The 26,026-nt window shown below is 64.5% G+C and carries 27 protein-coding genes; 8 read left to right on the top strand and 19 right to left on the bottom strand.

Features of this window, described 5'->3' with window-relative positions:
- Window positions 1-149: 149 nt before the first annotated feature.
- A complete protein-coding gene (ribBA, locus tag UCMB321_RS15875) occupies window positions 150-1,262 on the bottom strand; it encodes a bifunctional 3,4-dihydroxy-2-butanone-4-phosphate synthase/GTP cyclohydrolase II (RefSeq protein ID WP_040068446.1) in 1,113 nt (370 codons plus the stop codon).
- 75 nt (window positions 1,263-1,337) lie between these two features.
- Here ribBA and UCMB321_RS15870 point away from each other — a divergent pair, with 75 nt between their 5' ends.
- The gene (locus UCMB321_RS15870; RefSeq protein ID WP_040068445.1) at window positions 1,338-1,631 is read left to right on the top strand and encodes a DUF1330 domain-containing protein; all 294 of its coding nucleotides are present in this window, start codon (window positions 1,338-1,340) and stop codon (window positions 1,629-1,631) included.
- Here the strand turns inward: UCMB321_RS15870 and UCMB321_RS15865 are convergent.
- From UCMB321_RS15865 to UCMB321_RS31455, 12 genes are all read right to left on the bottom strand, one after another.
- The gene (locus tag UCMB321_RS15865; RefSeq protein WP_040068443.1) at window positions 1,621-2,184 is read right to left on the bottom strand and encodes an NUDIX hydrolase; all 564 of its coding nucleotides are present in this window, start codon (window positions 2,182-2,184) and stop codon (window positions 1,621-1,623) included. The genes UCMB321_RS15870 and UCMB321_RS15865 overlap by 11 nt on opposite strands.
- Window position 2,185: 1 nt before the next feature.
- On the bottom strand, window positions 2,186-2,938 hold the full coding sequence (locus UCMB321_RS15860) for a GntR family transcriptional regulator (protein WP_040068441.1): 753 nt from the start codon (window positions 2,936-2,938) through the stop codon (window positions 2,186-2,188).
- 102 nt (window positions 2,939-3,040) lie between these two features.
- Complete coding sequence (locus UCMB321_RS15855; protein ID WP_040068439.1) at window positions 3,041-3,526, bottom strand: flavin reductase family protein; 486 nt, start codon at window positions 3,524-3,526, stop codon at window positions 3,041-3,043.
- 12 nt (window positions 3,527-3,538) lie between these two features.
- Window positions 3,539-5,020, bottom strand: coding sequence for an aldehyde dehydrogenase (locus tag UCMB321_RS15850; protein WP_040068437.1), 1,482 nt, complete (start codon window positions 5,018-5,020; stop codon window positions 3,539-3,541).
- Window positions 5,017-5,850, bottom strand: a complete 834-nt coding sequence (locus UCMB321_RS15845) for an alpha/beta fold hydrolase (RefSeq protein ID WP_040068435.1) — start codon at window positions 5,848-5,850, stop codon at window positions 5,017-5,019. Before UCMB321_RS15845 ends, UCMB321_RS15850 begins: the two co-directional genes overlap by 4 nt.
- A 25-nt stretch (window positions 5,851-5,875) precedes the next feature.
- The gene (locus tag UCMB321_RS15840) at window positions 5,876-6,466 is read right to left on the bottom strand and encodes an amino acid synthesis family protein (protein ID WP_040068432.1); all 591 of its coding nucleotides are present in this window, start codon (window positions 6,464-6,466) and stop codon (window positions 5,876-5,878) included.
- A 224-nt stretch (window positions 6,467-6,690) separates the two neighbouring features.
- On the bottom strand, window positions 6,691-6,966 hold the full coding sequence (locus UCMB321_RS15835; protein WP_040068430.1) for a hypothetical protein: 276 nt from the start codon (window positions 6,964-6,966) through the stop codon (window positions 6,691-6,693).
- 45 nt (window positions 6,967-7,011) lie between these two features.
- Window positions 7,012-7,635 carry a potassium-transporting ATPase subunit KdpC gene (gene kdpC / locus UCMB321_RS15830; protein ID WP_040068429.1) on the bottom strand — a complete coding sequence of 208 codons (624 nt, stop codon included), beginning with the start codon at window positions 7,633-7,635 and terminating at the stop codon, window positions 7,012-7,014.
- A 12-nt stretch (window positions 7,636-7,647) separates the two neighbouring features.
- Window positions 7,648-9,738 (bottom strand): potassium-transporting ATPase subunit KdpB, encoded by a 2,091-nt coding sequence (kdpB, locus tag UCMB321_RS15825; RefSeq protein ID WP_040068427.1) that lies wholly within the window; start codon window positions 9,736-9,738, stop codon window positions 7,648-7,650.
- Between the two features lie 16 nt (window positions 9,739-9,754).
- The gene (gene kdpA / locus UCMB321_RS15820) at window positions 9,755-11,482 is read right to left on the bottom strand and encodes a potassium-transporting ATPase subunit KdpA (RefSeq protein ID WP_040068426.1); all 1,728 of its coding nucleotides are present in this window, start codon (window positions 11,480-11,482) and stop codon (window positions 9,755-9,757) included.
- A gap of 61 nt (window positions 11,483-11,543) precedes the next feature.
- Window positions 11,544-11,627, bottom strand: a complete 84-nt coding sequence (gene kdpF, locus UCMB321_RS31780; protein WP_084615063.1) for a K(+)-transporting ATPase subunit F — start codon at window positions 11,625-11,627, stop codon at window positions 11,544-11,546.
- Between the two features lie 94 nt (window positions 11,628-11,721).
- Complete coding sequence (locus UCMB321_RS31455; RefSeq protein ID WP_245220811.1) at window positions 11,722-11,868, bottom strand: hypothetical protein; 147 nt, start codon at window positions 11,866-11,868, stop codon at window positions 11,722-11,724.
- Between the two features lie 223 nt (window positions 11,869-12,091).
- Here UCMB321_RS31455 and UCMB321_RS15815 point away from each other — a divergent pair, with 223 nt between their 5' ends.
- The 5 genes from UCMB321_RS15815 to UCMB321_RS15795 all read left to right on the top strand — a co-directional run bounded on the left by UCMB321_RS15815 (window position 12,092) and on the right by UCMB321_RS15795 (window position 18,418).
- Complete coding sequence (locus tag UCMB321_RS15815) at window positions 12,092-14,083, top strand: APC family permease (protein ID WP_040068423.1); 1,992 nt, start codon at window positions 12,092-12,094, stop codon at window positions 14,081-14,083.
- Window positions 14,084-14,259: 176 nt separating this feature from the next.
- Entirely contained in the window at window positions 14,260-15,396 is a 1,137-nt protein-coding gene (locus UCMB321_RS15810) for an aminotransferase class I/II-fold pyridoxal phosphate-dependent enzyme (RefSeq protein ID WP_040068421.1), read from the top strand.
- Window positions 15,393-16,364, top strand: coding sequence for a Rossmann-fold NAD(P)-binding domain-containing protein (locus tag UCMB321_RS15805; RefSeq protein WP_040068418.1), 972 nt, complete (start codon window positions 15,393-15,395; stop codon window positions 16,362-16,364). The genes UCMB321_RS15810 and UCMB321_RS15805 overlap by 4 nt, the downstream gene beginning before the upstream one ends.
- Window positions 16,365-16,453: 89 nt before the next feature.
- A complete protein-coding gene (locus tag UCMB321_RS15800) occupies window positions 16,454-17,077 on the top strand; it encodes a helix-turn-helix transcriptional regulator (RefSeq protein WP_040068417.1) in 624 nt (207 codons plus the stop codon).
- An 87-nt stretch (window positions 17,078-17,164) separates the two neighbouring features.
- Window positions 17,165-18,418, top strand: coding sequence for a 3-phosphoshikimate 1-carboxyvinyltransferase (locus UCMB321_RS15795; protein WP_040068415.1), 1,254 nt, complete (start codon window positions 17,165-17,167; stop codon window positions 18,416-18,418).
- Between the two features lie 9 nt (window positions 18,419-18,427).
- On the opposite strand, the gene UCMB321_RS15790 is transcribed toward UCMB321_RS15795, so the two are convergent.
- Window positions 18,428-19,078, bottom strand: coding sequence for an HAD-IA family hydrolase (locus UCMB321_RS15790; protein ID WP_040068413.1), 651 nt, complete (start codon window positions 19,076-19,078; stop codon window positions 18,428-18,430).
- Window positions 19,079-19,270: 192 nt separating this feature from the next.
- Here UCMB321_RS15790 and UCMB321_RS15785 point away from each other — a divergent pair, with 192 nt between their 5' ends.
- Window positions 19,271-19,489 (top strand): hypothetical protein, encoded by a 219-nt coding sequence (locus UCMB321_RS15785; protein ID WP_040068412.1) that lies wholly within the window; start codon window positions 19,271-19,273, stop codon window positions 19,487-19,489.
- 145 nt (window positions 19,490-19,634) lie between these two features.
- On the top strand, window positions 19,635-19,934 hold the full coding sequence (locus tag UCMB321_RS15780; RefSeq protein ID WP_040068411.1) for a putative quinol monooxygenase: 300 nt from the start codon (window positions 19,635-19,637) through the stop codon (window positions 19,932-19,934).
- A gap of 45 nt (window positions 19,935-19,979) precedes the next feature.
- On the opposite strand, the gene UCMB321_RS15775 is transcribed toward UCMB321_RS15780, so the two are convergent.
- From UCMB321_RS15775 to mgtA, 5 genes are all read right to left on the bottom strand, one after another.
- Window positions 19,980-20,753 (bottom strand): hypothetical protein, encoded by a 774-nt coding sequence (locus UCMB321_RS15775; RefSeq protein ID WP_052451248.1) that lies wholly within the window; start codon window positions 20,751-20,753, stop codon window positions 19,980-19,982.
- Window positions 20,746-21,096: a DUF2493 domain-containing protein gene (locus tag UCMB321_RS15770; protein WP_040068410.1), complete on the bottom strand. Its 351-nt coding sequence runs from the start codon at window positions 21,094-21,096 to the stop codon at window positions 20,746-20,748. The genes UCMB321_RS15775 and UCMB321_RS15770 overlap by 8 nt, the downstream gene beginning before the upstream one ends.
- Window positions 21,084-22,814 carry a Na/Pi cotransporter family protein gene (locus UCMB321_RS15765; RefSeq protein WP_040068409.1) on the bottom strand — a complete coding sequence of 577 codons (1,731 nt, stop codon included), beginning with the start codon at window positions 22,812-22,814 and terminating at the stop codon, window positions 21,084-21,086. Before UCMB321_RS15765 ends, UCMB321_RS15770 begins: the two co-directional genes overlap by 13 nt.
- Before the next feature lie 24 nt (window positions 22,815-22,838).
- Window positions 22,839-23,054 carry a hypothetical protein gene (locus tag UCMB321_RS15760; RefSeq protein WP_040068408.1) on the bottom strand — a complete coding sequence of 72 codons (216 nt, stop codon included), beginning with the start codon at window positions 23,052-23,054 and terminating at the stop codon, window positions 22,839-22,841.
- A 157-nt stretch (window positions 23,055-23,211) separates the two neighbouring features.
- Window positions 23,212-25,923 (bottom strand): magnesium-translocating P-type ATPase, encoded by a 2,712-nt coding sequence (gene mgtA, locus UCMB321_RS15755; protein WP_040068407.1) that lies wholly within the window; start codon window positions 25,921-25,923, stop codon window positions 23,212-23,214.
- Window positions 25,924-26,026: the final 103 nt, after the last annotated feature.

Here is a 26,026-nt window from a genome sequence, read left to right as displayed (position 1 = left end):
CAGAAGCTGGGTATGCCGATATTTCTGTGGTGGAACACCGAACTGTGGGAGCCGGCTTGCTGGCGATGGCGGCGGCATGGGCACCGCAAGGTTCAAGGGCCTCATCGCTGCGATGCGGCGTCCCGACAAGCCAGCTCCTACAGGGGGGATCAGGGTTGGGGGAAGGGAATGCTTTCCACCACCTGCAGATCGTAGCCGGTCAGCCCGGCATATTTGAGCGGCGGCCCCAGGTGGCGCAGTTGGCCGACCCCGATGTCCTGCAGTATCTGGGCCCCGGTGCCGATCTCCGAATAGATCCGCGATTGCGAGCGGCTGTACTGGCGCGGTGGCCGGGTCAGTTGCGGTACGCGCTCCAGCAGTGCCTGGGACGACTCATGGTTGGCCAGCACCACGACCACGCCGCAGCCTTCCTCGGCGACCCGCTGCAAGGCGGCCCACAGCGTCCAGTTGCTCGGCCCGTGGTACTCGGCGCCCACCAGGTCGCGCAGCGGATCGATGACGTGGACGCGCACCAGCGTCGGGGTGTCGCGGCGGATATCGCCCATGACCATCGCCATGTGCACGCCGCCCTCGATGCGGTCCTCGAAGGTGACCAGACGGAACGTGCCGTGCACCGTCGGCAGTTCCCGTTCGCCGATACGCACCACCGTGTGCTCGGTACTCAGGCGGTAGTGGATCAGGTCGGCGATGGTGCCGATCCGGATCCCGTGCCGACGGGCGAAGACCTCGAGGTCCGGGCGGCGGGCCATGCTGCCGTCGTCGTTCATCACTTCGACGATCACCGAGGCCGGGGTAAAGCCGGCCAGGCGCGCCAGGTCGCAACCGGCCTCGGTGTGTCCGGCGCGGGTCAGCACGCCACCTTCACGGGCGCGCAGGGGGAAGATGTGCCCGGGTTGCACCAGGTCTTCGGCGCGGGCATCGGCGGCCACCGCGGCCTCGACGGTGCGGGCACGGTCGGCGGCGGAGATGCCGGTGGTCACGCCGTGGGCGGCTTCGATGGACACGGTGAAGGCGGTGCTGAATGCGCTGCCGTTGCTCGGCACCATTTGCTCGAGGCCCAGGCGCCGGCAGTGCTCGTCGGTCAGGGTCAGGCAGATCAGCCCGCGCGCTTCGCGGGCCATGAAGCTGATGGCCTGGGCGTTGCAGCAGTCGGCGGCGATCAGCAGGTCGCCTTCGTTTTCGCGATCTTCGTCGTCCACCAGCAGGACCATCTTGCCCTGGCGGTAGTCGTCGATGATGTCCTGGATACTGTCAAAGGCCATGCCGGCGCTCGCTCTGTATGAAAGTGTGATTTATGGTATACCATAATACAAAATCAACCAGCAATGAGGTCATCGATGAAGGCTTACTGGATTGCCCATGTGGACGTCACCGACCCTGAGCAGTACACCGAATACACCCGCCGCGCCCCGGCGGTGTTTGCCCGCTACGGCGGGCGCCTGCTGGCACGGGGCGGGCGCGCCGAGGCCCTGGAGGGCAGGGCGACGCCACAGCGCAACGTGGTGATCGAGTTCGACTCCTACGACCAGGCGCTGGCCTGTTATCGTTCGGCGGAATATCAGGAGGCGCGCGGGCACCGCGAAGGCGCGGCCCAGGCCGAAGTGATCATTGTCGAGGGGCTCAGCGGATGAAGTGAACCGTGCCGCTGTCGTCGTTGCCGACGTAGAGGCCGTAGACCCCGGCCTCGCGTTCCTCGATATAGCGTTCGAGAATCTGCCGGATGGCCGGGTAGTAGATGCTGTCCCACGGGATTTCGTCCGGGGCGAAGAAGCGGTAGTCGAGGGTTTCCGGCCCGTACTGGCCGGTCTCCTCCAGCGCGAGGGCGCGGAAGATGATGTACACCTCGCTGATGGTCGGCACGCTGAAGATCGAATACGGCGAGACGATCTGTGCGCGCACGCCGCTTTCTTCCCAGACTTCGCGCAACGCCGCCTGTTCGGTGGTTTCGCCGCTTTCCATGAAGCCCGCGGGCAGGGTCCAGGTGCCGGGCCGTGGCGGGATCGCCCGTTGGCACAGCAGGTACTTGCCGTCGCGCTCGATGATGCAGCCGGCGATGATCTTCGGGTTGACGTAGTGGATGTAGCCGCAGCCCCCGCACATCAGGCGTTCATGGGTGTCGCCCGGCGGCACTCGCCGGCCGAGGTCGGCACCGCCGCACTGCGGGCAGAAGCGCGGGCTGGCCATCTCAGCGGCCCATGCGCGGTTCTTTGAGGGCGATGGGCGCGGTGATCTCGGGGGCCGGGCCGGCTTCGTCCTGCTTGCGCTTGAGGTACTCCAGCGCCACCTTGGCCGCCGCGCGCACGTGGTCGACCGAGGCCTGGTGGGCGGCCAGCGGGTCGCCGCTTTTGATCGCCTCGACGATCCGCTCCATTTCCTGGTTGCTGGCGCCCCGGCGGTTTTCCTGGGACACCGAGGTGGCCCGCAGGTAGCTGATGCGGGCCTGCAACTGGCGCAGCTGGGTGGCCGCGACATGGTTGCCCGAACCTTCGAGCAGCACGTCGTAGAAGCCTTGCACCGAATCGATCACCTGCTGCAGCTCGCCGTCCTTGAGGGCCTTGCGATTGACTTCCAGGGCCTTTTCCAGGGCCTTGATGTCCTTGGCCTTGGCCCGCAGGGTGAACAGCTGGACGATCAGGCCTTCCAGCACACAGCGCAGTTCGTAGATATCGACCGCATCGTCCAGGGTGATGATGGCGACGCTCGGACCCTTGGCATCGGCGAACGCCACCAGGCCTTCGGACTCCAGGTGACGCAGGGCTTCGCGCACCGAGGTGCGGCTGACGCCCAGGCGCTCGCAGAGGTCGCGTTCGACCAGACGGTCCCCGGGCAGGAGTTGGAAGTTCATGATGGCGCTTCGCAGCTTGTCCAGCACGATTTCGCGCAGGGTAACGGGGTTGCGATTGACCTTGAAGCTGTCGTCGAGTGGCAGGCGTTTCATGGGATCCGCTCTAAAAGTTCGTGGGGCCGATCGAGGGCCGAAATCGTCGCCAAGCTTATCATGCGTCGTTCATCTTCGTCGGCCCGCACCGTGGCAAAAGGCTCAGGCCAGTGCGGGCAGCGGACCGAGCTTGCCCTTGTGGTAGATCATCGGCGTCACCGGCTGCTCGGGCAGGATCAGGTTCTTGACCGCGCCGACGATGATGGCGTGATCGCCGCCGTCGTATTCGCGCCACAGCTCGCACTCGATGATCGCCGTGGCCTTGTCCAGCAGCGGGTTGCCCAGGGCGCTGAGGTGCCAGTCGATGCCGCGGGCCTTGTCCTTGCCCTTGCCGGCGAAGGCATAGGCCTCGGCCTGTTGGTCCGCGGCGAGCAGGTGAATGGCGAAGCGCTTGCTGTCGCGCAGGATCGGGTAGGTGTCCGAGGCGTAGTTGGGGCAGAACAGCACCAGCGCCGGGTCGATGGACAGGGCGCTGAAGGCACTGGCGGTGATGCCGACGATGCCGCCCTCGGCGTCCAGGGTGGTGACCACCGTGACGCCCGACGGGAAGGAGCCCATGACTTCTTTGTAGATACCGGGTTCGATCATCTCGGTTGTCTCCTAGCGCATCACGAAGGGGTCGGGCATTGGCGCCGACGAGAGGTTGATCCACACCGTTTTCAGTTCGGTATAGGCCAGCACCGAATCGATGCCGCTCTCGCGACCGTAGCCGCTGTTCTTGAAACCGCCGATGGGCGCCATGGCCGAGACCGCGCGGTAGGTGTTGACCCAGATGATCCCGGAGCGGATGTCCCGGGCCAGACGGTGGGCCCGGCCGAGGTCGCGGGTCCAGATGCCGGCGGCCAGGCCGAACTGCGAGTCGTTGGCGATGGCCAGGGCTTCGGTCTCGTCCTTGAAGCGGATCACCGAGGCCACCGGGCCGAAGACTTCTTCCTGCATGATCTTCATCGAGTTGCGGTCGCATTCGAACAAGGTCGGCTCGTAGAACCAGCCTTCAGGCAGGTGCCCGGGGCGCTTGCCGCCCAGGCGCAGGCGCGCGCCTTCGGCCAGGGCGTCGGCCACCAGGCCTTCGACCACGGCCAACTGCTGGGCGGTGGCCATCGGGCCCATCTCGCTGCTGTCGTCCTGCGGGTTGCCGATGCGGATGCGCTGGGCGCGGGCCACCAGGCGCTCGACGAATTCGTCGTAGATCTCGTCCTGCACCAGCAGCCGCGAACCGGAGACGCAACTCTGTCCGGACGCCGCGTAGATCCCGGCGATGGCACCGTTGATCGCGCTGTCCAGGTCGGCATCGGCAAAGATGATGTTCGGCGACTTGCCGCCCAGTTCCAGGGACAGCTTGGCGAAGTTCTCGGCGCTGCTGCGCACCACATGGCGGGCGGTGGCGGCGCCGCCGGTAAAGGCGATCTTGCGCACCAGCGGGTGGCGGGTCAGGGCGGCGCCGGTGCTCGGCCCGTAACCGGTGACGACATTGACCACGCCGGGCGGAATGCCGGCTTCCAGGGCCAGCCGTGCCAGCTCCAGCACGGTGGCCGAGGCATGTTCGGAGGGTTTGAGCACGAGGGTGTTGCCCGCGGCGAGGGCCGGCGCCAGCTTGATCGCGGTCAGGTACAGCGGGCTGTTCCAGGGGATGATCCCGGCGACCACGCCCAGGGCTTCGTGCACGGTGTAGGCGAACAGGTCCGGCTTGTCCAGCGGCAGGGTGCCGCCTTCGAGCTTGTCGGCCAGGCCTGCGGTGTAATGGAAGAACTCCGGCAGGTAGCCGACCTGGCCACGGGTCTCGCGGATCAGCTTGCCGTTGTCGCGGCTTTCCAGCTGGGCCAGGCGTTCCTTGTTATCAGCGATCAGATCGCCGAGGCGGCGCAGCAGCTTGCCCCGGGCGGTGGCGCTGAGGCCGCGCCAGGCCGGGTTTTCGAAAGCCCGTTGCGCGGCCTGGACGGCGCGCTCGACATCCGCTTCGTCGGCGTCGGGCAATTGAGCCCAGGGCGCGGCGAGGGCCGGATCGAGACTGTCGAAGGTCTTGCCGGACAGGGCATCGACCCATTCACCGTCGATGCACATCTGGAAGCGGGCGAGTGTCATGCAACGATCCCCTTTATTGGATTTGGACGGGTATGCGCTGTCGCGAGGAATTCCAGGAGCATCTGGTTGACCATGCGCGGCGATTCTACCGGCATCATATGCCGCTGCTCGGGCAGCACGGTAACCCGTGCGCCGGGTATGCGCCGGGCCAGTTGCTCGGCCATTTCCGGGGTGGAGCCCGGGTCCAGTTCGCCGGTGGCGATCAGGGTTGGCACCTGGATGCTGCCCAAGTCCTCGGCGCGGTACATGTCCTGGGTGGCGAACAACTCGTAGGTGGTCAGGTAACCCAGGGGATCGTTGCCGGCCAGGGTCTGGCGGATGGCGGCGATCTGTGCCGGGTTCGCCGCCTGGTACTCGCGGCTGAACCAGCGTGACAGGGCCGCCTCGGCGTTGGCATCCGGACCGTGTTGCGCCGCCTGGCTGGTGCGGGCGATCACCCCGGCACGCTGCTCGGCGCTGCGGTTGAACACGCTGTTGAGCACCACCAGGCCTTGCAGCTGTTGCGGGTAGTGCAGGGCGAAGGCCCGGGCCACCAGGCCGCCCATGGAAAAGCCGATCACATGGGCCGCCGGCACCTGCAGGTGTTCGAGCAGTTCGTGCAACTGATCGGCGTACCCGGGCAGCCCGCAGTCCGGGTCGGGGCGGGGGCTGGCACCGTGTCCGAGCATGTCGTAGGCGATCACCCGGTAGTGCGGCGCCAGGCCGACGATCTGGCCGCCCCACATTTCTTTGTTCAGCCCTACGCCGTGGATCAGGACCACGGGCGGGCCCTCGCCGGTCGCCAGGTAACTGGTGCCGGCCGGGGTGCGTTCAGCAGTGTGCCGAATCATGGAGCGCTCCTGCCTTGCTTGTTGATTACCGGGCTTTCTCGGCGGCCAGTTCTTCCAGGTCGATGTAGCGGTTGCCGATGCGCGGGTGCACGCGGCCACCGTCGGCGCAGCCCAGCACCACGACGATCTCGTCGGCGCGCGGGGCGTCTTCGATGCGCATTTCCAGGGTGATGTAGTGCGAGCGCAGGCCTTCGTCGTCCTTGTGCATCATCGGGATCTGGATCGAGGTGCCGGGACCGCCGCGCTTGTTGGTGAAGCTCAGGTAGCTCTTGGCCTGGACCGCCTCGCGGTAGTGGTTGCCGAAGCGCAGGGTATGGATCACCGCCGAGGCGTGTTCGATTTCACCGTCGGCGCCGACCACCGCGGCCTTGCCATAGGCTTCGATGCGCTCGGCGCCGCCGATGGCCGCCACCAGGCGTTCGACCATCATGGCGCCCAGGTCGGAGCAGTTGGCGCGGATTTCCGGTTTCAGGTCTTCGACGAAACCACGACCCAGCCAGGGGTTTTTCATCACCACGGCGAGGCCGATCATGGTCACCGGTTTGTCGGTGGCCTTGCCGCCTTCGATCAGGGTCTGTTCGGCATAGCTGACGATCTTGCGGATTTCGAAACTCATAAGGGGCTCCTGAGGTGCACGTTGAACATATGGTCTGATGGTATACCATAATATTTGACGTGCAAGCCCCTTGTGAAAGTTTGTGGGTCCTGTCTCCGTATGGGATCTTGAAAATTCCGAAAAACCTGTAGGCGCCAGCTTGCTGGCGATGAGGCCCGTCAGTCTTGTATCGACTTCAGGGACGCCATCGCCAGCAAGCTGGCTCCTACAGGGGGCGGTGTTTTTTAGCGACAGCCGGTCAAGGTGACCTTGCAGGTCGACGGCGTTCCGTCCGATTCAGCGGCGTAGCGCCGGCAGTTATCCAGCGCTTTCACACTGGCGCTCTTCACGCTCGGTCCCCAGGCCAACCCGCCATCCCCCAGCGTCGGCACCGCCTTGGCGTAGCAGGCGTAACCTTCGACCGGGGTTTGCGAACGCCTCCCCGAGCAACCGGCGATCATCGAAAAACCGAGCGCCAGCATCAGCAGGCAGGGGATGCTTCGTGAGATGTGTCCGTTCATGTCAATTGTCGCTGTTGCAGAGTAAGTCCCGCCTATTGTCCCGTCTTATTGATGAACCGGATAGTCCCGTTGCAGAGCCAGGTTCAGTGCCAGCACATTGGCCCGCGACTCGCCGAACACTCCCAGCGAGGGTGCCTGGGTATTGGCCTGGACCAGCGCCAGTACTTTATCCAGGGCCACGCCGCGTTGTTGCGCCACGCGGCTGGCCTGCAGGGTGGCATTGGCCGGGCTGATGTCCGGGTCCAGGCCGGAGGCCGAGGTGGTCAGCATGTCGGCGGGCAGGGGCTGGCCGGCAAGCTCCGGCTGGGCCTGCTCCAGGGCATGCCGGTCAGCGGTCAGCCGATCGCTCAGGGCCTGGCTGGTCGGGCCCAGGTTGGAGCCCGAGGAGCTGGCCGCGTTATAGGGCGACGGCACGGTTTTCAGCGGGTCCTTGGGATCGGTGTCGGTGGTGGCCGACGGGCGTCCGTGGAACCACTGCGGGGCATCCCACTGCTGGCCGATCAGCGCCGAGCCGATGACCTGGCCTTCGGGGCTCTGCACCAGGCTGCCGTTGGCCTGCGCGGGAAACAGCAGTTGCCCGATCCCGGTGATGGCGAACGGGTAGGCCAGGCCGCACAGTACAAAGGTAACGGCCGTCACACGCAGGGCCGGTGACAAGAACTTGATCATGATCGGATCCTCCTACAGGAAGGGCACCAGGCACAGGTCGATGAGCTTGATGCCGACAAAGGGCGCAATCAGCCCGCCGACGCCGTAGACCAGCAAGTTGCGATAGAACATGGTTTCCGCGCTCTTGGGCATGAAGTTGACACCGCGCAGGGCCAGGGGAATCAGTGCCGGAATGACCAGTGCGTTGAAGATCAGTGCCGACAGGATCGCGCTTTGCGGCGTCGCCAGGTGCATCAGGTTCAACGCCGCCAGGCCCGGCAGGGCGACCATGAACAGCGCCGGCAGGATGGCGAAGTACTTGGCCACGTCGTTGGCGATGGAGAAGGTCGTCAGCGCGCCCCGGGTGATCAGCATGCGCTTGCCGATGGTGACCAGGTCCAGCAGCTTGGTCGGGTCGGAGTCCAGGTCGATGATATTGGCCGCTTCCTTGGCCGGCATGGTCCCGGTGTACATGGCCAGGCCGACATCCGCCTGGGCCAGGGCCGGGGCGTCGTTGGTGCCGTCACCGGTCATGGCCACCAGGTGCCCGGCCGCCTGCTCGCGGCGGATCAGCTTGAGCTTGTCCTCGGGGGTGGCCTGGGCGACGAAGTCGTCGAGCCCGGCCTGGGCGGCGATCACACTGGCGGTGGTCGGGTTGTCGCCGGTGATCATCACCGTGCGGATGCCCATCGCGCGCAATTGCGCGGCCCGTTCGCGGATCCCCGGCTTGAGCACGTCGGACAGCTTGATGATGCCCAGGATCCGCCCGTCGATGGCCACCGCCAGGGGCGTCGCGCCTTGCTGGCTGACGCCCAGGGCGATGCGTTCGAGGTCGGCGGGAATCTCGCTGCCATAGCTGTCTTGGACGTAGCTGACCAGGGAATCCACTGCGCCCTTGCGCACCACGCGCCCGTCGGCCAGGTCCGAACCGCTCATGCGGGTCTGCGCCGAGAAGTCCATGCCCACGGCTTCTTCCAGCCGGCTTTCTTCAAAGATGCCCTGGGCCTTGGCAAAGGCCGTGGTGGACTTGCCTTCCGGGGTGCTGTCGAACAGCGAGGCGAGGTAGGCCGCCTGTTGCAGTTCCTGACGTGTCACCCCCTTGACCGGCAGGAGTTCGGTGGCCTGGCGGTTGCCGATGGTGATGGTGCCGGTCTTGTCCAGCAGCAGGGTGTTGACGTCGCCGGCGGCCTCCACGGCCTTGCCGGACATCGCCAGCATATTGAAGCGCAGCGTGCGGTCGATGCCGGCGATACCGATGGCCGAGAGCAGGGCGCCGATGGTGGTGGGAATCAGCGCGACGATCAGGGCCACCAGGTCGGCGACGTTGATCTGCGCGTGGAGGTAGCTCGCCACCGGGGCAATGGCAGTGACCACGATGACGAAGATCAGGGTCAGCACCGAAAGCAGCACGGTGAGGGCGATCTCGTTCGGGGTTTTCTGCCGTTTGGCGCCTTCCACCAGGCTGATCATGCGGTCGAGGAAGGTGTTGCCCGGCGTGGCGGTGACCAGGATCACCAGCGAGTCGGAGATCACCTTGGTCCCCCCGGTGACCGAGGAGTTGACGTCCGAGCCTGACTCCTTGATCACCGGTGCGGATTCTCCGGTGATCATCGACTCGTCGACATAGGCCGCGCCTTCGACCACTTCACCGTCCATGGGAATCAGCTCGTTGCGGCTGACCCTGATCAGGTCGTCCTTGCGCAGCGACGCGGCGGACACCACTTCCGTGCGGCCGCCGGCGAGCAGCCGCGTGGCATTGAGTTGCGTGGTGGTCTGGCGCAACGACGCGGCCTTGGCCTTGCCACGACCCTCGGCCATGGCTTCGGCGAGGTTGGCGAACCACACGGTGATGAACAGGATGAAGGTCACCACGCCGTTGTACAGCGAGGTGGCATTCGACGGTCCGAACAGCTGCGGGTCGAGGGTCAGCGCCGCGGTCACCAGGGTGCCGATCCAGACCACGAACATGACCGGGTTCTTGATCTGCACCCGTGGATCGAACTTCTTCAGCGGCTCGACCAGGATCAGCCGCAGACGCTCCTGCCGATTCTCCTGGCGCCGGTCCTTGCGGGCCTTGACCGGGGTCGACAGCGGGGCCAGTGGCAATGCTTTTTCAACTTTCATGTCAGTCTCCTCGGCCTTAGAACAGCAAGTGCTTGTTCATGGCGAAAAACTCGGCGATCGGTCCCAGGACCAGCGCCGGCAGGAAGGTCAGTGCGCCGACGATGACGATCGTCGCCAGCCACCAGATGCCGAACAGCGGGGTGTCGGTGCGCAGGGTGCCGATGTTGGGCTCCAGGGTCGGCTTGGCGGCCAGCGAGCCGGCGACCGCCATCAGGAAGATGATCGAGGGATAGCGACCGATCATGATCACGCAGGCGATGGCGAGGTTGTACCAGGGCGTATTGGCGTTCAGGCCGCCGAAGGCCGAGCCGTTGTTGGCGGCGGCGGAGGTGAAGGCATAGAGCACTTCCGAATAGCCATGCACGCCGGCGTTACCCAGCGCGGCCACGCCATAGGGCACCACCATGGACCAGGCCGAAGGGGCGAGGATCACCAGCGGGTGAATCAGCATGGCCAGCGAGACCAGGATGATTTCGCGTTTCTCGATCTTCTTGCCGAGAAACTCCGGGGCGCGCCCGACCATCAGGCCGGCGACGAAGATCCCGATCAGGCCGTAGATCAGGAAGTTGAGGAAGCCCACGCCCTTACCGCCGAAGACGCATTGCAGCATCATCTGCACCAGGGTCGAGAGGCCGCCCAGCGGGGTGAAGCTGTCGTGCATCGAGTTGATCGAACCGGTGGTGAACGCCGTGGTGTAGGCGGCGTACAGTCCGCTCTGGGCGATGCCGAAACGTACTTCCTTGCCTTCCATGTTGCCGCCGGCCTGCAGGGCGCTGGCGTGGGTGTCGATGCCTAGCTTGGTCAACAGGGGTGTACCGGCCTGTTCCGGAATCACGCAGAGCAGCAGGAAACCCACCAGCATCAAGGCCATGACGCCGTAGATCAGCGTGCTCTGGCGGTGGTTCCTGATCATGTGGCCGAACATCACCACCAGCGCGGCGGGCAGGCTGGCCATCAGCAGCATCAGCACGAAGTTGCTCAGCGCGCTGGGGTTCTGGAACGGGTGCGCGGCGTTGACGTTGAAGAAGCCACCGCCGTTGGTCCCCAGGTTTTCAATCGCTTCCTGGGCCGCGACCGGCCCCAGGGTCAGGGTCTGGTGGCCGCCCTGGAGGGTGTCGGTCACCACGCTGGCGTCCAGGGTCTGGGGCACGCCTTGCCAGATCAGGAACAGGCTCAGCAGCACGACCACCGGTAGCAGCACCCGGGTGGTGAAGCGGATCAGGTCGCGGTAGAAATTGCCGAGATTGGCGCCGCCGTCGCTGACCAGCAAGGCGCGGATAAAGGCAATCGCGACCACGAAGCCGGTCGCCGCCGAAGTGAACATCGGAAAGGTGATGGCGGCCATCTGGCTGAAGTTGGACAGGGTGCTTTCCCCGCCGTAGCTCTGCCAGTTGGTGTTGGTGATGAAGCTGATGGCGGTGTTGAACGCCTGCATCGGCTCCATGCCGGCGAAATGCTGCGGGTTGAGCGGCAGCACATTCTGGAAGATCAGCACCAGGTAGATGAGCAGGGCCATCACCAGGTTGGTCGCCAGCATGTGGAAGGTGTAGCTCTTCCAGTTCATGGCCTGGCTGCAGGCCTGCTTGCCGATCAGCCGGTAGAGCAGGTTGTCGAACGGATCGAGCACCCGGTCGAGCACGGTTTTCTGATCAGTCACCACCCTGGCCAGATACCGTCCGACCACCAGGCTCAGCGCCAGCGTGGCGATCAATGTAATGATGATTTGTAGCCAGAGGTGTGACATTGCATGAACTCCTGAATCAACGGACTGTTCTGGCGTGCTCCAGCAAACATGAAGAGAACGCTCAGAACTTCTCCGGGTTGATAACGGCATAGAACAGGTAGATCACTACGCCGACCACCAGCGTCAATAACAGATCAATAGCCATATCGAACTTTCCTTCTTGTTGTTCCTGAGTGGGGCCGCGGGCGCAGATCGCCCGCAGCGCTGGTTCAAGCCCTGTCGATGAGCGGTTTGCAGGATCAGTTGCGGCTGTGCCGGTTTGGCAGGACAGGCTTGATGTCCGGGGCTTTCGAGGGCGTGATGACGGTCTCGGCAAAGAAGACGATCAGCCCGCACAACAGATAAAAGCCGATGATCGCTGCGAACAGGAGTGCGCTGAGTAACATGGCGTTAGTCCTCGATACCTGTAGCGTTAGTGGGCACTTTCAATCGACTGGGTCGATCTCGGTGGGTACACCTAAAGTATAAGTAGAGGATTATTCGGGCCCGATAAGGCCTGCGTCTTTTTAGGCTTTCGCGCTATCAATTTTCCGTAAAAAAACTTGGCGTAATTGATACGCAGGGTCCTAACTGACCATAAGGCGATAAAACATTTAATGGGTGGCGCTCATGCTCAAACTGGAACGGCTGGCGCAGGGGCTTATCGGGCCCGCGCGCGATCCACTGGCCCCCGATACACGCGCCCATACCTTGCTGGTCGGCCTGTTGGCCTGGGCTGGCCTTGGCGCCAGTGGCCTGTCTTCCGTCAGCTACGGTCCGGAGAGGGCCTATCTCGCCTTGGGCGCCCATCCTCAGTTGGGGGTATTCCTGGCGCTGGCGACGCTGCTGACCGTCTGGGTCCTGTCGCTGGCCTATCGTCAGGTCGTCGAGCTGTTTCCCTCGGGCGGCGGGAACTACAAGATCGTCTCGGAACTGCTGGGTCCCAGGTTTGGCCTGGTGGCGGGTTGTGCCTTGCTCGTCGACTATGTGCTGACCATCTCGGTCTGCCTGGCCAGTGGCACGGACGCCTTGTTCAGCCTGCTGCCGGTCGCTTTCCAGAGCCACAAGCTGACGGTGGAGATCGGTCTGGGGCTGCTGCTGATCCTGGTGAATCTGCGCGGTATCGCCGACTCGATCCGCTTGCTGCTGCCCCTGACGCTGGGGTTCGTGCTGGTGCACGTCGGGCTGATCGTTTATGGCGTTGCATCGAAAGCCGCTGACCTGACCGGCACGCTGGCCAGAAGCACCACCCAGACGTTGGCATTGTCCGGGGATATCGGCTGGCCGCTGCTGATGGCGCTGTTCCTGCGTGCCTACTCTCTGGGCGGGAGTACCTACACGGGGCCCGAGGCAATCGCCAACAACGTCAACCTGTTGGCCGAACCCCGGGTCAGGACCGGGCGTACCACCTTGCTCTCGGTGGGTTTTCCACTGGCGTTCATGGCCGGCGGCATGATTCTTCTATACAGCCTCTGGGGCGCGCAACCGACCTATGGCCAGACCCTCAACGCGGTGGTGTTCAAGTCCGTTATCGAGCAACTCGGGATTGCACCGGGCGTCGGCCATGGGTTGCTCTTGCTGACCCTGGCGCTGGAAGGCGGCATTGTGTTCGTCGCCGCCAACGCGATCCTGATCTTCGCCCCCTCGCTGCTCGGCAACATGGCCGCCGACTCCTGGCTGCCGCATCGTTTCTGCAATTTGTCCAACCGCCTGGTCAAGCAGAACGGAGTGGTCTTCGTCGGTGTCTGCGCGTTGCTGATCCTCCTGCTGTCACGCGGATCCCTCGGGATGCTGGTGGTGCTCTACAGCATCAATGTGTTTCTCAGCCTGGCCCTGGCCAAGGCCGGGTTGTGCCGGCACTGGTGGCAGCATCGGCGCGAAGGGCCTTGGTTGGGGCGGATACTGGTGGCGGCAACAGGCTTTTGCGTGGCCTCGGGCATCCTGCTGGTGACCCTGACGGAAAAATTCTTCGAAGGCGGCTGGGTGACGCTCTGCCTGACCCTGCTGGTGATCGGCGGATGTGCCGTGGTCCGGCATCACTACGCCAGGGTGGAAGCCCTCCGGACGCAGATGGACACCGAGTTCACACTGCCGGCGCAAGTGCTGGCAACGGTTACCCGTATCGAGCCCTCGCCGCAGGCGCCGACGGCGGTGATTCTGGCCACCGAACATTGGGGCGCGGCGATCCATACCTTGCTCTGGGTGCAACGTCTGTTCCCGAACCGCTTCACCCATGTGCTGTTCGTCGGCATCGTCAAGGTGGAGGGCCAGGTCTGGGGGCGGATCGACGGTGTGCAGCAACGCAAGACCCGGCTTGACGAATCCATGGATCAACTGGAGGCCTTCTGCGCCCAGGCCGGTCTCAGCTCGACGCGGCGGATCGGCTACGGGACCGACCCGGTCGCCGAGCTGCAGAAGCTGCTCGGCGAAGCCACCCGGCATTACCCGGGTTGCGTGTGCTTCAGCAACAAACTGATCCTGCAGAACAGTTGGGGCTTCAGCGAATGGCTGCACAATCAGACGCCGCTGTTATTGCAACGTCAGTTGCATCTGGATGGCATTCCCCTGGTGATTCTGCCCCTCAAACTGAACGGGGCCGGGCACAAGAGTGTGATGGCTTGAGTGCTCCGGGGTACCGCTGGGGGAACGCACAGGTGTTGATGGGTATCGAAGGCGGAGTGCTTGTTTTATATAAAATGTAAAAAATAGACTATTCATATAATTTTGCATATTCTCTGTCCAAGGCCTGATGTCCCTGACGCGAAGGCCGTGACCTGAACAGACTTGGGGGAAAACGCATGGCCACACTTCCGGATTTCCGACTGGAAACCTACTTTTCCAAGTGGGAATTCTCCGCGCGCTACCACATGACCGCGTCCGATGCGCAAAGCATGGCCCTCAAGGACCTGCTGGCCCTGGCCGATGCGGCGGACCGCGAAGCCTTCGAGACGCTGTCCCTGGGCTACACCCAGACATTCGGCGCCCCCGAGTTGCTGGAAGTGATCGCTTCAACCTACGAGCGCCAGACCCCGGCCGACCTGCTCTGCTTCGCCGGGGCCGAGGAGGGGCTCTACGTGGCCATGCATGCGCTGCTGGACAAGGGCGACCATGCCATCGTGGTGACGCCCAACTATCAGTCCTCGGAAACCATTCCCTTGAGTCTCTGCGAGGTCACCGGCGTGGCCCTGGACCCGGAGCAGGGCTGGACGCTGGATATCGATGCGCTGGCGGCGGCGATTCGGCCCAACACCCGGCTGATCTCCATCAACTTCCCGCATAACCCCACCGGCAAGATCCTCGAACGCGAGCGTTTCGACGCCCTGGTGAACCTCTGTCGCCGGCACGGTATCTACCTGTTCAGCGACGAGGCCTATCGCTTGCTGGGGCAGGGTGCGGGCGGGCAACTGCCGGCCGTGGCCGATGTCTACGAGCGCGGTCTGTCGCTGGCGGTGATGTCCAAACCCTATGGCTTGCCGGGGCTGCGGATCGGCTGGATCGCCTGCCAGGACCGGGCGTTGCTGTCGCGCATGGAGCGGATGAAACATTACCTGTCGATCTGTAACGCCGGCCCCAGCGAGGTCCTGGCACGGATCGCGCTCAAGGCCCGCGAGCCGATCCTGGCGCGGATTCACCAGTTGATGCGCCACAACCTGACGTTGCTGGATGGGTTTTTCCACGAATTCGACGGGCTGTTCGAGTGGTATCGCCCCGATGGCGGTTGCATTGCCTACCCGCGTTACCTGGGGGCCGAAGGGGTCGAGCGTTTCGCCAGCGACCTGGTGGAGCGCACCGGTGTGCTGTTGTTGCCGTCGAGCATCTATGAATCGGCGCTGGGGCCGGTGCCGCGGGATCGCTTCCGTATCGGTTACGGCCGGGCGCACATGGAGGAGGGGCTGGAGGTGTTCGCCCACTACCTGCGCGGTCGCCGCCCGTGAGCCCGCTGGCGCTGCCGGTCCACGGGCTGGGGGAGTTGCGCAGCGTGCTGCTGCGCAAGGACATGCTGCGGGTGGTGCGCGAGGCCTTTGTCCGTCATGCCGAGGGTGAGGTCGTCGCGCCTAGGGGCGGTGAGCTGCTGTTCCAGGACCCGCCGGGGGACTGTCATATCAAGTTCGGCCATTTTCGCGATGGCCAGGTGTTCGTGGTCAAGGTGGCGATGGGCTTCTATGAGAACGCCGCCAAGGGCCTGGAAACCAATAACGGCCTGATGCTGGTCTTCGATGCGCGGACCGGGGCGACTCTGGCTGTGCTCAATGACCAGGGTTGGCTGACCAGCTGGCGGACCGCCGCCGCCGGGGCGCTGGCGGCCAAGGCCGGTGCGCCGTCGCGGGTCTCGGCGCTGGGCATTGTCGGCAGCGGCCATCAGGCCGAACACCAGGCGCGCTGGACGGCCGAGATGTTGGGCGTCGAGCGGGTGTTTATCTGGGGGCGCAGCTCGGAAAAAGCCGCGCGGCTGGCCGCCAGCTTGAGCCATCAGGGCTTGATCGCCCAGGCTGTTTCGAGCGTGGAGCCACTGTTCGAACGGTGCAATGTGGTGATGACCTGCACGCCGTCGACCTCGGCGATCGTTCCGGCCGCGGTGGTGCGGCCCGGTACCCATATCGTCGCGCTGGGGGCCGATAGTCTCGGCAAGCAGGAGCTGGATCCGGCGATTCTGGGCCGGGCTCGGGTGATCATGACCGATGACCGTCATCAGTGCGCCGAACGAGGTGAGCTGGCCCATGCCCTGGCGGCGGGGTTGGTCGAGACCGGGGTCGATGTTTCACTGGGGCAGGTGCTGACTGGCAAGGTCCCGGGGCGTTTCAGCGACGATGATGTGACCGTGGCCGACCTGACGGGGCTGGCGGCCCATGACATCGCCATTGCCAGCCTGGCGGTCGAGTCGTTACGCAACGCAGAGTGGTAGGTGATAGCCTGTGGCCATCATTGGCGCGCTCGCTCCAGATGGGGGTATTGCGTACAATTCCCTTTCATTTTCAATAGCCCGGCTCCCCTATGGTCGATATCGCCTTCATGAACGCCGCTGCCGAGGGCTTCGCGGCGCTGCTGTTTCCCGACCTCGAAGCAGTGGTCCACGATGTCCGCAGCGGACGGATCACTCATATCGCCAACAGCTTTTCCAGGCGCAAGGTCGGCGATCCCTCGTTGCTCGACGACCTCGGTGAACTGGAGCAGGGCGCGGACGTGATCGGCCCCTACGAAAAGAACGGCGCCAACAACCGCCAGTTGCGTTCGATCAGCATTGCCGCGCGGGCCGACAGCGGCGAGATCGTGGCCCTGCTGTGCCTGAATTTCGATGTGACGGCGCTGTCCCAGGTGCAGAAACTGCTGGGCGGCTTTGCCGCCGGCCTCAAGCCGCAACCGCGTCCGCAGGCGTTGTTCAACGCCGATTGGCGGGAGAAGTTCAACGATATCGTCGAGGCTGTCTCGGTCCGCCAATGCGTGCGCCGAAGCGATTTCGGCCGCGCGGAAATCCGCCAGGCGCTGATCGAGGCCAAGGTCAGCGGGCTGCTGGATATCCGCAATTTCATCGATTATTTCGCGGAGTACTTCGAGATTTCCCGGGCAACGGTTTACAACTACCTGAAAGCCATTGCCGTCGACGACGGAAACGGATGATCCTCCGGGCGCATTAATGGCATCATGGCGCACTTGTCGAGGCGCACGAGCCTGTGCGCCGATCTTTCGAGTCTGGAGAGTTGATCAATGGCTGTGCAGCAAACCCTCACCGTGATCCCGCCGAACGCGTCCCTGAACGGAAAGGTGACGCCGCCCGGTTCGAAGTCGATCACCAACCGGGCCCTGTTGCTCGCCGCCCTGGCCAAGGGCACCAGCCGCCTGTCCGGGGCGCTGAAAAGCGATGATACCCGGCACATGTCCACCGCCCTGCGGCAGATGGGCGTGCAGATCGACGAGCCGGACGAGACCACTTTCGTGGTCACCGGCAATGGCCAGCTGCAAGTGCCTGAGCAAGCGCTGTTCCTCGGCAATGCCGGGACAGCGGTGCGCTTCCTGACCGCGGCGGTGACCACGGTGGACGGTCGCGTGGTGCTGGATGGCGACCACTATATGCGCAAGCGTCCCATCGGCCCGTTGCTCGAAGCCCTGCAACGCGGCGGCCTGGACGTCGCCAGCGAGACCGGTTGCCCGCCGGTGATCGTGAACGGCCGTGGCGGTGTGCAAGCCAGGCGCTTCGAGATCGATGGCGGCCTGTCCAGCCAGTACGTGTCGGCCTTGCTGATGCTCGCGGCCTGCGGCGAAGGCCCGATCGAGGTGGCGCTGACCGGCAAGGACATCGGTGCCCGCGGTTACGTCGACCTGACCATCGCCTGCATGCAGGCCTTCGGTGCCCAGGTCGAGGTGCTGGACGAAACCCTGTGGCGCGTCGCGGCCACCGGCTATCGCGCCTGTGACTACCGGATCGAGCCCGACGCGTCGGCCGCCACCTACCTGTGGGCGGCGCAGGCCCTGACCGACGGCCAGATCGACCTGGGCGTGGCCGGCGAAGATTTCACCCAGCCGGACGCCAAGGCGCTGGAGGTGATCCAGCAGTTCCCGCACATGCCGGCGGTGATCAACGGTTCGCAGATGCAGGATGCCATTCCGACCCTGGCGGTGCTGGCGGCGTTCAACGAAACCCCGGTGCGCTTCGTCGAGTTGGCGAACCTGCGGGTCAAGGAATGCGATCGGGTCCAGGCGCTGTTCGACGGCCTCAACGGCATTCGTCCGGGGCTGGCGAGCGTGGAGGGCGACGACCTGCTGGTGGCTGCCGATCCGGCCCTGGCCGGCACCACGTGCGATGCGCTGATCGACACCCACTCCGACCATCGCATCGCCATGTGCTTCGCCCTGGCCGGCCTGAAAGTGGCGGGTATCCGCATCCAGGACCCCGATTGCGTGGCCAAGACCTACCCGGATTACTGGAAGGCCTTGGCTTCGCTGGGCGTACAGTACGCCTGAGCGATCTGATCAGGCCTGGACCAGCGCCAGGCCCTGTTCGTTGATATCGACGGCGACCTGTAGGTAATCGGCCAGCACCCGGTGCGGGGTTTGCATCGGGTGGGCGTGGGTGGCACTGATCACCACCACCCGTGCAGCAGCGGCTTCTCCCGCCGCGATGCCCGCCGGGGCATCTTCAAATACCAGACAGTCTTGTGGCCTGACGCCCAGGCGCTGCGCCGCCAGCAGGTAGCAGTCGGGCGCCGGCTTGCCGTGGGCGATGTCTTCGGCGGTGATCACCAGGGGTGGGAAGTCCAGGCCGGCGGCGGCCATCCGGCGTTCGGCCAAGGCTCGCGGCGCCGAGGTGACAATGGCCCAGCGCTCCGCTGGCAGGGTCGCGAGAAAGGCTTTCGCGCCTTCGATGGCGATCACGCCCTCGACGTCGTCGATTTCGGCCTGGGTGATCGCCGCCGCCTCTCGTTCGGGATCGACCCCGGGCAGGTTCTGGCGGCGCACGGTCTCGACACTGCGCACCCCGTGAATGGTCTGCAGGAAGGCTTCGACATCGAGGCCGTGGCGCGCTGCCCAACGGGCCCAGACGCGCTCGGCGCTGGCGATGGAATTGAGCAGTGTCCCGTCCATATCGAATAGAAACGCCGCGAATCGCTGACCTTCAACCATCTCTGTTCTCCACTGTCGACCCCTGTCCCAGGGCAAGGCCCGCATGCTAGCACGGGCTTTTCGATTAATCGTTCAGCGCCGGCAAGCCGTTTGTGCCAGGTGAAAGGGGGGCGAGGGGCGGCAGGCTGTACCGGCATTGCCTACACTTGAATTGACAGCCCGGACGGTCCGGGCTGCTGATGCGAGGTGCGTATGGATACTCAACCTGCTTCCCCGTTCACGGCGTTTGCGCAACAGCGCGTCCAGGCCATGCCCTGGCGCAAGGTGCCGATCCCGGATGAGGACGAAGATCCGCCCAGTGAGAGCACGGACGACGAAACCGATCACGAGGCGCCGCCGCAAACCTGGAAACACCCCGATGATGGCAAGACCCTCTCGGAGCAGGACGAGGAGCTGCCGCTCAAACCCTGAAACCCGCGGCCCGGCGCGGAGCCGGGCCGCGCTGTGTGTGCGCCGCTGATACGCCGACAGTGCGAATGCGATCCTCGAACTTGAAGGTGGCGCGGCAAGGACTCATGATCGCTGACGACTTCATCTCCCTTTTCCAGGAAATACCATGAACCATGAAATTCGTGTTGTGGCCATTCTGCATGCCAAACCGGGCAAGGCCGCGGAGTTGGAAGCCCATCTCAGGGCCTGCGTGGTGCCGTCCCGTGCCGAAGCCGGCTGCCGCGAGTATGTCCTGCATGTCGATGAGGCCGACCCCGAGCGTTTCGTGTTCGTCGAGCGCTGGATCGACCATGCCGCCATCGAGCATCACCGCAACACCGGGCACTACCGGGCGATGGGCGCGGCGATCGGCGATTTGTTGAGTGAACGCCAGGTCCTGCTGCTGGATGAAGTGCCAGGGCAGTAACGAGGATGAACCTGGCGTGCCAGCGCCAGGCCCATTGCGGGTTGCCTAGAAGCGCACGGTCGCGCCGGTGGTGAACCAGCGGTCCCGGTCGCCGTTCAGGTGCTGGCCGAGCACCAGGTCGATATCGAGTTTCTCCCCGATATGCAGGCGCGGTCCGGCCTGCCATCCCTGGTCGCCACTTTGTTGGCCGAAGCGCTCGGCCACCAGGGTCAGCGACTTCAGCACATCGTATTCCACGCCGGTGCCCCAGGTCAGGCCCTCGCTCGGCTTGCCGTCGTTATAGGCGTGGTACCAGCCGGTACTGAGCGTCATGCGCAAGGCTTCGAAGGGTTTGTAGGTCAGTGGCACAGCGATATCGGCGCCGTCGAAGGCGTGCCGGCGATTCGTGGCGATGTGCGCCTGGCTCAGCACGGCGGCTTCGAGTCCGAGGTCTTCGCGACTGAAGATCGAGGCCTTGATGTGCGGACTCAGCAGGGTGGTGTGTTCACCGTCGTCGCGGCTGCGGTTGATGTCGGCGCCGAGTTGCACGGCGGGCAGGCCGGTGGGCGTGCAGTCCGCCGAGAGCACGCTCTCGCCGCGGGCGGCGTGGTGCCGTCCGCTCTTGTACCAGGTGTCGACATTGCACTGGCCGGGGTCGTTGATCCCGCCATCATCGACGACGTACGAGCCACCGGCTGCATGGGCCTTGGCGTAGAGGGACAGCAGCAGGAAGGTGCCGAAGGTGGTACCGACAAAGACCACCCCGCGCCGCAGGGCGCGGCGTTGGGCGGCAGGCAAGTGCTTGAACAGGGCGTTGGAAAGCATTGGCTGTTCATTCATGGTTGATGCTCCTTATTTCGATATTCATGGCCTTGGCCTGGGCCACCAGTTCTTCGGTGTCGCTGCCGCCCGGAAAGGCAATCACCAGCTCTGGTTTGCTGTCCATCAACATGAACTGGTTGCGCCGGCGTTCGGCCTGCTTGCCGTAGAACTGCCAATTGGACGGATAGCGCACCAGGTGCGTGCCGTTTTCCCGGGCCCAATCCTCGATTTCGCTGCCCAGGAACTGGTTGCCGCCGTGGATCAGCACACTGATCGTGCGGGTCTGGTGATAGGCCTCCAGCACCTTGCGGCACATGGCGGCGTTCAAGTAGTAGCGCCCGGCGCAGATCAGGACGCGCATGGGTAGTTGTCCTTGTCGATCAGGCTGTCGTCGTTGAGTTCAAGGGCGTGCACGGGCCCTGGCGCCGGTTCGCTCGCGCCCGGCGGCTGGGTTTCCAGGGCACGTTCTCCCGAACGTTCGAGGACCGGATAGGCCAGCGCCGCGATGTGGTGGTGCACGCGCCGGTAATCGCGCAGCACCCGTTGGAAAATATCCCCCGATTCGGCCCAGGTGCTCTTGTCGGCGCTGAGTTTGCGAAAGTGTTCGCGGCTGGCGCGGGCTTCCAGGCGGCGAATCACTTCCTTGCGCTCCACCAGCCGATGCGCGGTGGCGATGTCTTCACGCAGGAACACGGTGACCGCCAGGCTCAGGCTTTCGCGCAGTTCCTCGTGCAGCGGATGGATGTGCCCCAGCTCGAAGCCCGAGAAGCTTTCGCCACGGCGCCGACGGCGTGCCGCCAACTGGGCGAGGTTGGTGGAGAGAATGTCGCCGGCATGCTCCAGGTTGATCACGAACATCAGGATTTCCTGGGCGCGGTCGGCATCCTCGTCGCTCAGGCCGTCCTGGCCGATATCCGCGAGGTAGGCTCGGATCGCCGCGCTGAGCAGGTCCAGGGACTGGTCGAGCTGGCGGATAGCCTCGGCCGAGACTTCGCCGGGTTTCTGGAACAGCTGCAGCACACGCTCGAGCATGACCGAGAGCATGTCGGCGATGCGCAGGGCTTCGCGCACGGCGTTCGACAGACCGATATTGGCCACTTCCAGGCCGGCCTCGTCGAGGTACTGCGGCATGCCCGGGTCGGCGGCCTGTTCCGGCGTCGGCAGCAGGCGTGTCAGACCCTTGGCGAGCTCGTCCACCAGGCCGATAAAGCCCAGGGCCAGGAGCAGATTGAAGGCGATATGCAGGTAGACCACCCGATGCGCCGGGGTGACGGCGGCCTCGGCCAGGCACTTGCCCAGCAGGTCGGCGAACGGCAGCACCAGCAGCGCGCCGAACAGTCGTACCAGCAGATTGCCCAGGGGCAGGCGCCGGGCGACCGGGGTGGCGGCATTCATCAGCGAGGGCAGGGCGCCGCCGATATTGACCCCGAGCACCAGCGCCAGGGTGGTGACCGGCGACAGGGTGCCGGTGCCGGCCAGGGAGGCGATCAGCAGGACCACCGCGACGCTGGAGTGGCAGATCCAGGTCAGCAGCACCGCCACCAGCAGGGCGATCAGCAGGTCGCCGTCCAGGCCTTGCATGACCATATGGAACAGCGGTGTGTTTTCCAGCTGTTCAAGGGCGGCGCTCAGCAGACTCAGCGCGAGCATCATCAGGCCCAGGCCGATCAGGGCGCAGCCGATGCTTTCATGGCGCGAGTCGTCGCGCAGGCGGAACACCACGAAGCCCGCCAGCAGCACCAGGGGGATGGCGATCGAGGTGTCGAAGCTGAGCAGTTGCACCACCAGGGTCGAGCCGATATTGGCCCCCAGCATCACCGCCAGCGCCGGGGCGAGGCTGAGGGTGCCGGCAGCGGTGAAGGAGGTGGCCATGAGGCTCACCGCGGTACTGCTTTGCAGCACGCTGGTGATGCCGATGCCGCAGAGCAGGGCCTTCCAGCGTTTATCGAGATTGCGGCCCAGGCCATTGCGCAGCTGGGTGCCGAAGCCGCGCAGCAGTGCCGTTGAAATCATGTGGGTGCCCCACAGCAGCAGGGCAATGGCGCCGGCGAGGTGGATCAACAGAGCGGTTCCAGACATGAGGATTCTCCACGTACTGGTTTTTTACTTTCTGGGTGGGCGCAGCAGCCTCACCGAGACGCGACTGATGGTGCTGGAGAACGCCAGCAGGTAGCGCATTTCGATGGCGGTCAGCGTCCCTCGAACATAGAGCTTCACGGTGACCCGCCTGACCACTTTTGCCGCCTTGGTCAGGAACAGGACCGACAGCGCCCGATAGCTGTAGTCGAGAACGGTGAGGAACTGGGAGAGTGGTTCCATGGTGGGCTCCGGGGAATGGCCGGTTTTGTCGGGTGCGATGTTGCGAGCGGCGCGAACCCTGTAGGAGCCAGCTTGCTGGCGATAGCGGTGGTGAATGTTGCATCGCCATCGCCAGCAAGCTGGTTCCTACAGGTTCGGTTTCATTTCTTGAACCGCGTTAGAACCACTGCTTGAAGCGGCGGATGTAGAAGGTCTTCATGCCCTGGGCCACCACGCAGTAGGCCAGCAGGGTGCCAACCAGCCATGGGAAGTACGCCATCGGCAGGGGGACCAGGCCGACCAGCGTGCCCAGTTGCGAGAACGGCAGGTAGATGCCGATGGACACCGCCAGGCAGGTCATGAGGATGATCGGCAACGACGCGGTGCTCTGGAAGAACGGGATCTTCTGGGTCCGCAGCATATGCACCACCAGCGTCTGCGACAGCAGGCCCTCGACGAACCAGCCGGACTGGAACAGTGCCTGGGCTTCCACGCTGTTGGCGGCGAACACGTACCACATCAGGGCAAAGGTGGTCATGTCGAAGATCGACGAGGTCGGCCCGATCCACAGCATGAAGCGGCCGATGTTCTTCGCATCCCACTTGCGCGGCTTGCGCAGGAATTCCTTGTCCATCTTGTCCCACGGCAGGGCCAGCTGGGAGATGTCGTAGATCAGGTTCTGCAGCAGCAGGTGGATCGACAGCATCGGCAGGAACGGAATGAACGCGCTGGCCACCAGCACCGAGAACACGTTGCCGAAGTTGGAGCTGGCGGTCATGTTCAGGTACTTCATGATATTGCCGAAGGTTTCGCGGCCCTTGAGCACGCCTTCTTCCAGCACCATCAGGCTCTTTTCCAGGAGGATGATGTCGGCCGATTCCTTGGCGATGTCCGTGCCGCTGTCCACCGAGATGCCGACGTCGGCGTCCCGCAGGGCCGGGGCGTCGTTGATGCCGTCGCCGAGGAAACCGACGGTGTGGCCGTTGGATTGCAGGGCCTTGAGCACCCGGGATTTCTGCAGCGGGGTCAGCTTGGCGAAGACCGTGCGCTCCTCGACCCGCCGCTTGAGGGTCGCCTCGTCCATGTGCTCGATGTCCTGGCCCAGCAGCGGCAGGCCCGGCTCCAGGCCGACTTCACGGCAGATCTTGCAGGTGACCACGGCGTTGTCGCCGGTCAGTACCTTGACCGTGACGCCGATGTCGCGCAGGGCGGCAATCGCCGGTCCCGCGGTTTCCTTCGGCGGATCGAGGAAGGTCAGGAAGCCGCGGATGACCAGGCCACGCTCGTCGGCGGTCTTGTATTGCTCCTTGGTCTGCGCCTTGGGGATGTCGCGGGTCGCCAGCAGCAGGACGCGGAAACCGTCCTCGTTGTAGTCGTTGGCCAGGGTCAGCAAGGTCTTGCGGCGTTGCTCGTCCAGGGCCACGACCGCGTTGCCTTCCATGACGTGGCTGGAGATGGCGAGCATTTCCTCGACCGCGCCCTTGCAGACCAGCAGGTGATCGTTGCGGCTGTCCTTGACGATGATCGACAGGCGCCGGCGGACGAAGTCGAAGGGCAGTTCATCGACCTTGCTGTAGGCGAACGGTTCCTGGAACTTGGGGTTCTCCCGGGAGAATTGCAGGACCGCCTGGTCCATCAGGTTCTTCATGCCACTCTGGTGAAAGCTGTTGAGCCAGGCCAGCCCCAGCACCGCTTCATCGCGCAGGCCCGCGGCGTCGACGTGGTGTTCGAGGATGATCTTGTCCTGGGTCAGGGTGCCGGTCTTGTCGGTGCACAGCACGTCCATGGAACCGAAGTTCTGGATCGCGTTCAGGCGCTTGACCACCACCTTGCGCCGGGCCATGGCCATGGCGCCCTTGGCGAGGTTGGCGCTGACGATCATCGGCAGCATTTCCGGGGTCAGGCCCACCGCCACCGCCAGGGCGAAGAGCAGGGCATCGCTCCAGTCGCCTTTGGAAAAGCCGTTGAGCAGGAACACCACCGGCACCATCACCAGCATGAAGCGGATCAGCAGCCAGCTGACGCTGTTCACCCCACGGTCGAACGCGGTCTGTACCCGCGAGCCGACAATCGCCTTGGCCAGCGAACCGAAGTAGGTGCGCGCTCCGGTGGCGACCACCACGGCCTTGGCGGTGCCGCTGACCACGTTGGTGCCCATGAAGCAGATGTTCTGCAGGTCCAGCAGGTTGCTCTGGTCGGTGCCGGTGGTGGCGGATTTTGCCGCGACATCGCCGAGGGTGTCGTACTTCTCCACCGGCAAGGCTTCGCCGGTCAGCACCGCCTGGCTGATGAACAGGTCGCGGGATTCGATCAGGCGGATATCCGCCGGAATCATGTCACCGGCCGACAGGTGCACGATATCCCCGGCCACCAGTTCGCGCATCGGCACTTCACGCAGCACCGGCTTGTTGCCCATCTGTTCGCGCCGCAGCACGGTGGCGGTGGTGCGGACCATGGCCTTGAGGGCTTCGGCGGACTTGGCCGAGCGGTGTTCCTGCCAGAAGCGCAGGGTGCTGCTCAGGGTCACCATGGTCATGATGATGATGACCTTGGTCAGGTCGCCTTCTTCGCCGGCGCGCTCGGCCAGCCAGAAGTCGGTGAAGAAGCTGATGCCGGCGAGGATCAGCAGCACGTAGATGAAGGGGTTGTTCAGCGCCTGGAGGAACTGGATGAGGGCGTGCGGCGGCTTGTCGTGGGCGACTTCGTTGAAGCCTTCGCGTTGCAGGCGGCCGGCGGCGTCCAGTTCGGTCAGGCCGTCACGGCTGGCCTTGACGTTGCTCAATGTGGTGGCGAGGGTGTGTTGGGATTCACGGGCAGCGCGCATCGACAGCTTGGTGTCGTCCTTGGCGCGGTTTGCGGTAGGCCGGATAGGGTCTTTGACTGCGTTCATAACTATGCCTCTGTCACCTCTGTGTGACCGGGCATATAGACGATTCACCTATTCAACAGGCGAACGAATACAGGCCGAGTCACGCGGATGCGATGAATTCGAA

Source organism: Pseudomonas batumici, from assembly GCF_000820515.1.
GTDB lineage: Bacteria > Pseudomonadota > Gammaproteobacteria > Pseudomonadales > Pseudomonadaceae > Aquipseudomonas > Aquipseudomonas batumici.
This window is presented reverse-complemented; position numbering and strand designations above follow the sequence as displayed.